Origin of the sequence: Streptomyces sp. NPDC048415 (genome assembly GCF_040651675.1) — a bacterium.
In the GTDB taxonomy this organism is placed as follows: Bacteria; Actinomycetota; Actinomycetes; order Streptomycetales; family Streptomycetaceae; genus Streptomyces.
Genome location: NZ_JBEZKJ010000161.1, coordinates 1 through 10,298 on the forward strand (window position 1 = coordinate 1; position 10,298 = coordinate 10,298).

Here is a 10,298-nt window from a genome sequence, read left to right on the forward strand (position 1 = left end):
GTGGACGGGGAGCCCTTGGGGCCGCCGGCCGCGGATCCGCCTCCGCCGCCTCCGGCACCGCCCGCGGCGATGCTGACGGCGCCGGTGGCGATGTTGTTGGCCGCGTTGAGGGCGACTGTGCCGCCGGAGGTGCCGCCGAGGGCTGCTGTTGCCGGGACGATCAGTTTGAGGAGTGCGGGCAGGGCGAAGACCGAGAGGATGAGCATGCCCATACCGGCGATGTTGGCGTTGAGGTCGGTGTCGCCGTGTTCGTTCTTGCTGTTGGTCATGGCTGTCGCGGAGTAGATGATCAGGGCGGCGGCCGGTTTGTAGAGGAGCCAGGCGGCCAGCCAGCCGATGTGCTTCTTCCACCAGCCCTCTCCCCAGCCGGTCATCGAGGAGGCGGCGGCCAGCGGCAGGGTGCCGATCAGCATGATCATGACGCCGATACGGATGTACATCAGACAGATCTGCACGAAGCTCGACAGCATCACCAGGAGGCCGAAGATGAGAACGAGGCCCGGCTGGTCGAGCGTCATCACCCCAAGGATCTCGGCCGCCTTGTCGCCGAGATGGGACTTGCCGTAGACGTCCGCGGCGTACGCGTCCGACGCCGCACTCAGGGATTGGGCGACGCCCACGGCGATCCCGCTGACCAGGATGACCTTCCACATCCCCATGAACGCCTGCTTCATGGGCTGGCCCTTGCGGTCCAGCGCCATACGGATCGCGGCGAACAGCAGTGAGGCCACCGCGACGTAGGCGACCAGCCAGCTGGTCTCGTTGATGATGAGCGTGGCCGGCCCCTTGGCGTCGTTCACCCTGATGCCGATCCAGACGCCGTTGAGCGCTTTCAGGACCTCCGAGGCGCCCTCGCCGATCGCCTTGGCGAAGGTCTCCACGGCACCGTTGGCGAGTGCCTCACCGGTCTGTCCCAGGCCCCACTTCAGGCCGTCGCCCACACAGTCGTAGACCTTCCAGGTGCAGGACATCTCACGCCTCCCAGGTGACGAAGCCCGTGGTGCCGCTGACCTGCGCCATCCCCGAGTAGATCGTGCCGTCCGTGTCGGGCGCGAGCTTCCAGTCGCCGTCCTTCCAGCGCACGGTCACCGACGCGGAGCCGTACGTACCGGCGTTGGGACCCCGGAGCAGGAACATCACGGTCGTCTCCTGCTTGTTGTACGAGAGGACGGAGAACCCGGCGTAGCCGCCGGCGTCCGCCTTGCCCGAGGTGGGCTTGTCCTCGTCCTGGGAACGGCTGGCGACCAGCGCGTCCCGGCCCGCGCCGGGGACCACCTGCCGCTCGACGACCTGGCGCCAGCCCGGGTAGCTGAGGTGGTCGGTGATGGCGTGGGCGGCGAGGACCGCCCCCATCGGGGTGTGCGCGAAGCAGGACCAGACCGGTCCGTCGTACGTGAGCGGGCCCGCCGTCTTGGAGACCGGCACCAGGCCGGTGCCGTCGGCCTTCCAGCGGAAGTCGCCGGGCGCCTGGGTCGGCTTGGCCTGGTCGCTGTCGTCGGTGCGGCAGCCGGCGGGCCGGGTGTCCGAACCGCTGCCGCCGCCGCCCGGCGTGGCGCTCGATGTCGGGCTCGGGTCGGCCGACGCGCCCGCCGGGTCCTCGTCGCCGCTGGTCACCATCGTGAACACGGCGAGCACGAGCAGCACCAGCAGGAACCCGGCCGACAGGATCCAGCCTCGCTGCTGCCAGAACGGCTGCTCCCACTCCCCGCTGCCCCCGCGGGACCGGCCGGAGTTCAGCATGGATGTCCTCCAATCGGGTCAGGTGACGGTCAGGCGAAGACGAAGGTGACGACGGGGCCCGCGGTGGCGACGAGCACACAGCCGCCGAGGACCATGCCGAGCCGGCCCATGTGCTCGGAGCCCTCGCCGCGGCGCATCGAGATCGCCATCATCGCGCCGGTGATCAGCACACCCGCGACGCCCGCCGCGGTACCGGCCCAGGCGAGGATGCCGAGGACGGTGTCGACCTTGCCGGTCAGCTCGCCCGGCGCGTCGCTCTTGGGGTTGGGGACCTTTCCGTCCGCCAGGTAGATGTACTGGTGGGCCTTGGCTGCTATCGCCTTGAGCATGGCTTCTCCCCGATGTGGTCGGCTGCCGGCCGACAACGTTCTTGATGTGAGCGGTGGTTGAGCTGGGCACTGGGTCGGTGGGGGGCGCTGTGGCGCCCGAGTTCCCGGTTGCACAGTGAGCTTGGCGACTGCTGTGAGGTCAGGCCAAGCGATGTAGTGATCCAGCACCTGTCGGTGACGTGTCCGTGACAGACGGGAAGAGATGGTCATGAAGTACCGGTCGTCATATGCGCGAACCCCCGCCCTGTGGGCGGGGGTTCGGTGGGTGCGGTGAGGTGTGGTGTGTGGCGGTGAGGTGTGGTGTGTGGCGGTGTGTGGCGGTTCAGTAGACGAAGGAGACGATCGGGCCCGCCGTGGCGCCGATGACGCAGGCGCCCATGACCAGGGCGAACTGGCTCAGATGCTCCTCGCCCTCGCCGCTGCGCAGAGCGATCGCCATACGGGAACCGATGATCATCAGCCCCGCCACCGCCGCGACGGTGACGAACCAGGCCATGTAACCGAGGACTTGGTCGAGCGGTCCGGTGACATTCCGGCCGGGCACATAGGCGTCGGCGAGTAGCATGCCGCTCGCCGTGTGGACAGCGTTCACTGCGTTCTCCTTGGGGAATGTGACGTCAGGGTGCGGCTCCGGTCAGCCGGGCCAGGGGCGTGAGCTCGCGCGGCGGCGGGCCGGTGAGGTCGCCGGTGCGCCACGCGGGCACCCAGGGCACCCGGTAGACGTCGATCACCGAGGCGATCACCTTGATGCGCTGGGTGAGTTGACGGGGCAGCCGGCCGGGCGCGTCCGCGACCAGGACGATGGCGTCGAGGTCGAGCCCAGGGGGCGCGTCGCCGCGCCGGAAGATGTCCAGGGTGTGCGAGACGGCGTCCAGTCCGGCTGCGTGCGTACGCCCGACGAGGAGCACCGAGCCCGGCTCGCCGTTTTCCGGACGCGGCCAGTTGCGGCCCGCGTCATGGCCGCCGAAGACGGCGGCGAGCGTCGAGGCGCCGGCCCCGCCGTGGGTGGCGACCCAGGCGAACCGCCGTGCGGTCACGGCGGGTTGCACGGGCTCGTCCCGCTGCTGCGGTTCCGGTTCGCCGACCGGACCGCGAATCCAGATCTCGGGGCCGGTCGGCCCGTGCCGCTCGTTACCCAGCATCGTCACTCTCCTCCGTCGTCCGCACACCGATCTTCACGGCGCCCGGACAGGTTAGGTAACGGGGCGTGAGTTCCTGGGACGAGCCTGTGACGTCGTGGTGACGCATGGAGCGGGTGTGAGCCGAGAGACTCAACTGCATATACACGACTGGATCTTGAGTGAGGGGAGCCGATGTCCAACGGGGGCGGAAGCGCCATGACTTGGGTGGTCGGCGGCTGTCTCGCCGCGGTGATCATGCCGGTGGTCATGATGGTCGCGGTGAGCGGATCGCCGAGTGAGGCGGATACGGGGACGGGCACGGGCGGCGGCGGACTCAAGGACGGCACCGTCCCGCAGGAGTACGTGCCCTGGGTCCTCAAGGCGGGCGCCCTGTGCGATGTCATCAAGCCCGCGGTCATCGCCGCGCAGATCGAGGCCGAGTCGGGCTGGAACCCGAACGCCCAGTCGCCGGTCGGCGCCGAGGGGCTGTCGCAGTTCATGCCCGGAACCTGGACGACCTGGGGCCGCGACGACGACGGCAACGGCCGAATATCCCCGTACGACCCCGGGGACGCGATCATGGCCCAGGGCCGTTACGACTGCGCTCTCGCCAAGCAGGTGGAGGGCTACAAGAGTCGCGGCGAGGCGCACGGCGAGACCCTCGACCTCGCGCTCGCCGCGTACAACGCGGGCCCGGGCGCGGTGCACCAGTACGGCGGCATGCCCCCGTACACCGAGACCCAGAACTACGTCGCCCGCATCAAGTCGCTGATAGCCAAGTACGAGTCGGTGGACGACGCCCCGGGCAAGCTCCCGGAAGGCCGGCAGATGGCGATGCCGATCCCCGGCAACCCGCCCGTCACGTCGCCCTACGGCATGCGCATGCACCCGATCCTGCACGTCTACAAGCTGCACACCGGCATCGACTTCGGCGCCGCGGCCGGTACGCCGTTCAAGGCGGCCCGGGACGGCACGGTCACCTCCGCCGGCTGGGCCAACGGGTACGGCAACCGCGTCGTCATCTCCCACGGAACCATCAATGGCGACCAGATTTCGACGACGTACAACCACATGTCCGCCATCGACGTCAGTGTCGGTCAGAAGGTGAAGGTCGGCCAGCAGGTCGGCGCGGTCGGCTCCACCGGTTACTCGACCGGCCCGCACGCGCACTTCGAGGTCATGCAGAACGGCAAGTACGTGGATCCGGCACCCTGGCTGGGGCTGAAGTGAGGAGGGAGGCGAGGATGAGGACGTCGCCGATGAGGACGGTGGCCGCCGTGGTGGTCGTGTCCGTCACGGGGCTTGTGGCGTTGACGGGCTGTGGCTTGCGGGACCATGGTGAATCGGTGGGCGTGCCGGGTTCGTCGCCCTCCGCGGTGCCGTCCGTGGCGCCGAAGGCGCCCCTCCCGTCGGGCAGGCCGCTGGGAGCGGACGCACGGGTGCCGCGCCCGACGGGTGTCGACGGAACGGACGCGACGGAGGTATCGGAGGCGTGGGCGCAAGTGGCGTACGGCTATGACACGAAGTACGACTCCGGCCCGCACGACGCCCTATTGCGCTCGGCACGCTGGTTCACGGCGAAGAAGGCCGCCGCCGAGCGGTCGTACCACCCCGCGAGCGGGGCGGGCAACGACTGGAACACCTGGGCCGGCCACCACGCGTGGACCACGGTGGCCGTCACCGCGGACGACGACGGCGACGGCCCCACCGACACGGCCGTCCTCGCCTACCGCGCCCTCTTCGTCGAGGGCACGGCACACGGCCGCGACGGCTGGACGGGCACGGGGCCGCGCGCGAACGTCTACCTCAAGCTCACCCGTACGGGCCCTGGCCGGCCATGGCGTGTGGACGAGGTGACAACGGTGGAGGCCGCGGTCCCCCCGTCCCCTTCGTCTCCTTCGTCCGCTTCCCCTTCCCCGTCCACCCCTTCGTGAGGGAACCGATGTCTCGACTCAGCCGCGAACAGAAGCGGGAACTCAAGCGGCAGCGCTCGGCGGGCGCCGTACCCGGAGGGGACCCGACCGCCGGGATGACTCCGATCGAGGTGCGTGTACCGGCGTCCGCGGAGGGCATGACCGGGGCCGGGTCCGGGGCTGGGGGTGGTGCCCCAGCCGGTGCCCCGGGTGGTGCGACGGTCGGCGGCATGCCGGTTGTCGCCGCGCCCGGCGAGACCGTCCAGGCCGCCGTCCTCACCTACCTCCACCGACTCGCCCTCGCCACCGGCCACCCGGTCCTTGCCACCGTCCACGACGAACGCATCGGCTTCGTCGTACCGCTCCAGGTGTACGTCGACGGGTCCAGCCGGTACGCGGGGGAGCCGGTACGGGTGGGGGCGGGGCAGGCACGGCAGGAGTACGTGGGCGATCCCGGTTCGGGTCAGGCATCGCAGGAGTACCCGCGCGAGCCCGAGGCGCATCGGCCTCCGGCACCGGCTCCCGTCGAGCGGTCTCCCGAGACTGCGGCGACCGGAGCCCCGGAGGCGCCGCCCGTTCCCCGCCGGGACAAGGCGACGTACGTGTTGCGAGCGGTACCGGAACCGACCGGCATGCCTGCACCGACTCCTGACCTGGCGCCCCCGCCTGCCCCGACGCTGGACCTGGCGCCCGCGGCGACGACGGACGTGGCGCCCGTGCCGACGCCGGACGTGGCGCCCGCGGCGACGCCGAGCTCGACGACGGACGTGGCGCCCGCGCGGACGACGGACGTGGCGCCCGCGCCGACGCCGAACGCGGCGCCCGCGCCGACGGCGAACGTGGCGCCGGAACCTGCGAGGCCCGCGGCATCCGCCGAACCGGAGCCTGCTCAGAACCGTGCCGCATCGGCGAGTGCTGCCCTGCCTCCTGCAGCGGCGCCGATGGCGGCGAGTGCACCGATGCCGGCCGCCCCGGCTCCCGCCCCGGCTCCCGCCGCGCACGCCCCCGCGGCTCCCGAACCCGTACGTCCCCCCACACCCCCCAAACCCCCGGCCCCCGACGCCGCACCGGCCCGTCCCGTTCCGTCGACCTTCGTGCTGCGGGCTGTGGCGGAGCCGAAGCCGTTGCCTGGGGGTTCGGCGACGCATGTGCTGCGGTCGGTGCCGGATTCGGCGGCCGGGGTGGTGGCGGCTCCGACGGGGGAGTTCGGGCCGGCTCCGGTGGCCGAACCCGCTCCCGTGCGGAAGGCGGCCCCCGCGATAATGGAGGCCATGTCCCTCAGCGAACCGGAGCCGGAACCGAAACCCGCTCCGGTGCGCGGTTTCGACGCTGTCGCCGAGGCGGTGCTGGCGCCCGCGCCCGAGGGCGACGGTCCGCCGGCGTTCCTCGTGGAACCCGTGGCGCGGATCAACGAGGCCGTGAAGATGGGCAGGATCGAAGCCGCCGCCGAGATGGCGGAGCGAGCCGTCGCGGAGGCGGCGCAGTCGCTGGGCCAGGACCACCCGGAGGTGCTGAAACTGCGCGAACTGACCGCGTACATCGCCTACTTGGCCGGTGACGCGCTCAGGTCGTTCCACCTGTCGCTCGACCTCGCCGGGGTCCGCCGACGCCACCGCGACCCGCGCGCCGCGTACGGCAACGTACAGAGCGCGGCGGCGGCCTGGCGCGCCGTCCGCGACCCCCTGCAGGGACTGCACCTCGGACGTGACCTGATCGGCGTATGGACCGAGCTCGCGGCCGACGGCGGTCCGGCCGCCGACGACATCGAGCAGCTCGAGTCGGCCCGCACCCGCATGGGCCGCCTCGCCGAACGCGCCCGCGTCCTGGCCGACAACCCCTACACCCAGAGCCCCCGAGCCCATGGTCAGTGACGACCCCGGGGCCCGTCGCGGGATCCGGAGGACAGGGGCCCGGGTGACCGACCACCCGAGCGGCGCCCGTCTCGCCCAGGGCCGGGATCGCGGCATGGCCCACGCCGCCCGCCATCGCTCTTCGCGCCCCGCCGCCCCTCCCATCGAGGTGTCCGTCAACGAGCTGACGGGCACGGTGAGTTGGCGCACGCGCCAGCCTGGCGGAGCCGACCGGCGCGGCGCTCGCGCACGCGCCGCATCCGCCGCCGGCCCCCGGGGCGCCGCTCCGATCCCGACGCACCCGGCCGCCGTACGGGCTGCGGTCGGCGTCCCGGTCGAGGGGCTCACCGGAGATCAGTTGCGGCATCACCTGGCCCAGGTCGGTGCTCTGAGCTCCCGCGTCGCGGCCGACGCCGCCGTCGGCGGACGGGTACCGACGGCCGTGGCGGCCCGCCTGCGCTCGGGCTCGACACCGGCCGTCATGCACGCCCTCACGACAGAACGCGCCTCCACGGCAAGGCAGTTGACGCGCCGAGCACCAGCGACGGGGACGGGGATGGGGACGGGGGCAGCGGTATCGGCCGTGCCCCGGGGCCCACGCCGCTGAAAGAATTCAGCCCGTCCGGCGTTTGAGGACGAGCGCGGAGCGCGATTACGGGGGTCTGGGGGCCGGAGCCCCCAGGTACGGTCGGGGAGGGCAGGGGCGGAGGGGGCGAAACACCCTCACGCGCGCTCCCGCACCACCCCACCGGCCCCCGCACCGACGGTCGTAGCGGGCCCCCGAGCCCCCCGCACCCCCCGCCGCGCCATCCGCAGCGCGTCAAACGTGAGCAGCGACAACGCGAGCCACACCAGCCCGAACCCGGCCCACCGCTCGGCCGGCATGGCCTCGTGGAAGTAGACGATCCCGAGAAGGAACTGGAAGACGGGCGCGAGGTACTGCAGCAGCCCCAGCGTGGACAGCGGCACCCGTATAGCGGCAGCCCCGAAGCAGACGAGGGGAAGCGCCGTCACCAGTCCCGTCGCCGCGAGCAGCCCCGCGTGCCCCGTCCCGTGCGTACCGAAGGTCGCGTCACCCTTGGAGCCCAGCCACAGCAGATAGGCCAGCGCGGGCAGGAACTGGATGGCGGTCTCGGCGGCGAGCGACTCGATGCCGCCGAGGTTCACCTTCTTCTTCACCAGCCCGTACGTGGCGAAGGAGAAGGCGAGACAGAGGGAGATCCAGGGCGGCTGGCCGTATCCGATCGTGAGGACGAGGACGGCGGCGAGGCCGACGCCCACCGCCAGCCACTGCACCGGCCGAAGCCGTTCCTTAAGGAGCAGTACGCCCATCGCGATGGTGACGAGGGGATTGATGAAGTAGCCGAGCGAGGCCTCGACGACGTGCTCGGAGTTCACGGCCCAGATGTAGACGCCCCAGTTGACGGTGATGACCGCCGCCGCGACCGTGATCAGCGCCAGCTTGCGCGGCTGCCGCAGCAGCTCGCCCGCCCAGGCCCAGCGCCGCAACACCAGCAGCGCGGCGCCGACCACGGCGAGGGACCACACCATCCGGTGGGCGAGGATCTCGACGGCGCCGGACGGCTTCAGCAGCGGCCAGAAGAGGGGGACCAGCCCCCACATGCCGTACGCCGCGAAGCCGTTCAGCAGACCTATGCGCTGCTCGCCCTTCGACTTCCCGGCCACCGGTGACTCCCTCGCGTAGGACGGCCGCTCCCGCGGCGGAGCAGCCGTGGACGACGGTAACGCCGAGCGCCCCTGCCTGTCATGCCCGTATCGCCATACGGTCATGACAGGCAGGGGTTCGGAGGTGGCGCTCAGGGGTCTCGAGGAGGAGTCAGCCCTTCAGTGCCGCCTTGATCGACTCGGCGATCGGCGTGGTCGGGCGGCCCGCGAGGCGGGACAGATCGCCGGTGGTGACGGCCAGCTCGCCCTTCTCGATGGACACGTCGACGCCCGCGAGGATGGCGGCGAACGGCTCGGGCAGCCCGGCGCCGGTCAGGATGCCGGTGTACACGTCGGCGGGAACGGCGTTGTAGACGATCTCCTGGCCGGTCTGCCGGCTCAGCTCGGCCGCGTACTCGGCGAAGCCCCACGCGATGTCGCCGCTCAGCTCGTACGTCTTGTTCTCGTGGCCCTCGCCCGTCAGTACGGCGACGGCGGCGGCCGCGTAGTCGGCGCGCGAGGCGGAGGCGATCCTGCCCTCACCGGCGGCCTGCGTGACGGCGCGGTATTCGAGGACGGGGGCGAGCTGCTCGGTGTAGTTCTCGTTGTACCAGCCGTTGCGCAGCAGCGCGTACGGCACACCGGACTCCAGGATCGCCTGCTCGGTGCCCCGGTGGTCGTCCGCGAGGGCGGCGGTCAGGGAGCCGGGGGCGCTGGTGTAGACGAAGAGCGCGACACCGGCCGCCTTGGCGGCGTCGAGGACGCCCGTGTGCTGGCCGACGCGGCCCTTGTCGAACTCGTTGCCGGAGATGAGCAGCACCTTGTCACCGGCGGTGAAGAGTCCGTCGAAGGTCTCGGGGGTGTTGTAGTCGGCGACGGCGAGCTTCACACCGCGGGCCGCGAAGTCGGTGGCCTTGTCCTTGTCCCGGACGACCGCGGTGATCTGGTCGGCCGGAACCTTCTCCAGCAGCTGCTCGACGACGTGGCGGCCGAGGTGTCCGGTGGCTCCGGTGACGACGATGCTCATGAGGGGTATCTCCTTGTGGACGGGTAGGGCACTAACCCTAGGAGATGTACTAACTTCTCGAAAGTACCCACTTTGAAGTAAGGTACTGGCATGGCCGTAAGTACCCCCGCAGTCAGCAAGTGGAATGTCGAGGGCGAGGCGCTCTGCCCGTACCGCCTGGTGCTGGAGCATGTCACCAGCCGCTGGGGCGTCCTCGTGCTCATTCGGCTCCTCGAGCGGCCGCACCGCTTCAGCGAGCTGCGCCGCGCGATCGGGCGCGTCAGCGAGAAGATGCTCACCCAGACCCTGCAGACCCTGGAGCGCGACGGTCTCGTCCACCGCGACGCCAAGCCCGTGATCCCGCCCCGCGTCGACTACTCGCTCACCGATCTGGGCCGCGAGGCCGCCGAGCAGGTGCGTGCCCTCGCCCTGTGGACCCACGAGCGGATGGACGACGTCGAGAAGGCCCGCCACGCATACGACGAGGCCCGGGCGGCAGGCGCCCGGGCCTCGTAACGGGACGTCGCTCAGCCGATGACCGTCCAGGTGTCGCCGCCGGCGAGCAGCGTGGCGAGGTCACCCTTGCCGTTCTGTTCGATGGCGGTGTCGAGCTGGTCGGCCATCTGTGTGTCGTAGACCGGGCGGTCGACGGAGCGGAAGACGCCGATCGGGGT

The 10,298-nt window shown here is 71.3% G+C and carries 12 protein-coding genes and 1 pseudogene; 5 read left to right on the forward strand and 8 right to left on the reverse strand.

Annotated features, from left to right (window positions below):
- The 5 genes from AB0D27_RS43720 to AB0D27_RS43740 form a co-directional block, all read right to left on the reverse strand.
- Window positions 1-971, reverse strand: a 971-nt coding sequence (locus AB0D27_RS43720; RefSeq protein WP_362520792.1) for a hypothetical protein, incomplete at its 3' end; no start/stop codon positions are given.
- A gap of 1 nt (window position 972) precedes the next feature.
- Window positions 973-1,740, reverse strand: coding sequence for a hypothetical protein (locus AB0D27_RS43725; RefSeq protein WP_362520795.1), 768 nt, complete (start codon window positions 1,738-1,740; stop codon window positions 973-975).
- Window positions 1,741-1,769: 29 nt separating this feature from the next.
- Complete coding sequence (locus AB0D27_RS43730) at window positions 1,770-2,069, reverse strand: hypothetical protein (RefSeq protein WP_362520798.1); 300 nt, start codon at window positions 2,067-2,069, stop codon at window positions 1,770-1,772.
- 322 nt (window positions 2,070-2,391) lie between these two features.
- Window positions 2,392-2,661 (reverse strand): hypothetical protein, encoded by a 270-nt coding sequence (locus AB0D27_RS43735; protein WP_362520801.1) that lies wholly within the window; start codon window positions 2,659-2,661, stop codon window positions 2,392-2,394.
- Window positions 2,662-2,686: 25 nt separating this feature from the next.
- Window positions 2,687-3,211: a DUF6668 family protein gene (locus AB0D27_RS43740; RefSeq protein WP_362520804.1), complete on the reverse strand. Its 525-nt coding sequence runs from the start codon at window positions 3,209-3,211 to the stop codon at window positions 2,687-2,689.
- A 195-nt stretch (window positions 3,212-3,406) separates the two neighbouring features.
- Between AB0D27_RS43740 and AB0D27_RS43745 the strand changes: the two genes are divergently transcribed.
- The 4 genes from AB0D27_RS43745 to AB0D27_RS43760 are packed head-to-tail and all read left to right on the forward strand — an operon-like array spanning window position 3,407 to window position 7,560.
- Window positions 3,407-4,420: a peptidoglycan DD-metalloendopeptidase family protein gene (locus AB0D27_RS43745; protein WP_362520807.1), complete on the forward strand. Its 1,014-nt coding sequence runs from the start codon at window positions 3,407-3,409 to the stop codon at window positions 4,418-4,420.
- A gap of 14 nt (window positions 4,421-4,434) precedes the next feature.
- Complete coding sequence (locus AB0D27_RS43750; protein ID WP_362520810.1) at window positions 4,435-5,124, forward strand: hypothetical protein; 690 nt, start codon at window positions 4,435-4,437, stop codon at window positions 5,122-5,124.
- 8 nt (window positions 5,125-5,132) lie between these two features.
- Entirely contained in the window at window positions 5,133-6,974 is a 1,842-nt protein-coding gene (locus AB0D27_RS43755) for a hypothetical protein (protein WP_362520813.1), read from the forward strand.
- Window positions 6,975-7,017: 43 nt separating this feature from the next.
- Window positions 7,018-7,560 (forward strand): hypothetical protein, encoded by a 543-nt coding sequence (locus AB0D27_RS43760; protein WP_362520816.1) that lies wholly within the window; start codon window positions 7,018-7,020, stop codon window positions 7,558-7,560.
- A 116-nt stretch (window positions 7,561-7,676) separates the two neighbouring features.
- On the opposite strand, the gene rarD is transcribed toward AB0D27_RS43760, so the two are convergent.
- Both rarD and AB0D27_RS43770 read right to left on the reverse strand, forming a co-directional pair.
- Complete coding sequence (rarD, locus tag AB0D27_RS43765) at window positions 7,677-8,639, reverse strand: EamA family transporter RarD (protein WP_362520818.1); 963 nt, start codon at window positions 8,637-8,639, stop codon at window positions 7,677-7,679.
- Window positions 8,640-8,790: 151 nt separating this feature from the next.
- Entirely contained in the window at window positions 8,791-9,645 is an 855-nt protein-coding gene (locus tag AB0D27_RS43770; protein WP_362520821.1) for an SDR family oxidoreductase, read from the reverse strand.
- Between the two features lie 90 nt (window positions 9,646-9,735).
- Here AB0D27_RS43770 and AB0D27_RS43775 point away from each other — a divergent pair, with 90 nt between their 5' ends.
- Entirely contained in the window at window positions 9,736-10,140 is a 405-nt protein-coding gene (locus AB0D27_RS43775; RefSeq protein WP_362520824.1) for a helix-turn-helix domain-containing protein, read from the forward strand.
- Window positions 10,141-10,151: 11 nt separating this feature from the next.
- Here the strand turns inward: AB0D27_RS43775 and AB0D27_RS43780 are convergent.
- Window positions 10,152-10,298: pseudogene (locus tag AB0D27_RS43780) on the reverse strand (2-oxoacid:ferredoxin oxidoreductase subunit beta); the annotation flags it as partial.

Excerpts from the sequence above, each read along its gene's own strand:
- AB0D27_RS43725 (WP_362520795.1), bottom strand. The coding sequence starts at position 1,740 with ATGCTGAACTCCGGCCGGTCCCGCGGGGGCAGCGGGGAGTGGGAGCAG.
- AB0D27_RS43730 (WP_362520798.1), bottom strand. The coding sequence starts at position 2,069 with ATGCTCAAGGCGATAGCAGCCAAGGCCCACCAGTACATCTACCTGGCG.
- AB0D27_RS43740 (WP_362520804.1), bottom strand. The coding sequence starts at position 3,211 with ATGCTGGGTAACGAGCGGCACGGGCCGACCGGCCCCGAGATCTGGATT.
- AB0D27_RS43745 (WP_362520807.1), top strand. The coding sequence starts at position 3,407 with ATGACTTGGGTGGTCGGCGGCTGTCTCGCCGCGGTGATCATGCCGGTG.
- AB0D27_RS43750 (WP_362520810.1), top strand. The coding sequence starts at position 4,435 with ATGAGGACGTCGCCGATGAGGACGGTGGCCGCCGTGGTGGTCGTGTCC.
- AB0D27_RS43755 (WP_362520813.1), top strand. The coding sequence starts at position 5,133 with ATGTCTCGACTCAGCCGCGAACAGAAGCGGGAACTCAAGCGGCAGCGC.
- AB0D27_RS43770 (WP_362520821.1), bottom strand. The coding sequence starts at position 9,645 with ATGAGCATCGTCGTCACCGGAGCCACCGGACACCTCGGCCGCCACGTC.
- AB0D27_RS43775 (WP_362520824.1), top strand. The coding sequence starts at position 9,736 with ATGGCCGTAAGTACCCCCGCAGTCAGCAAGTGGAATGTCGAGGGCGAG.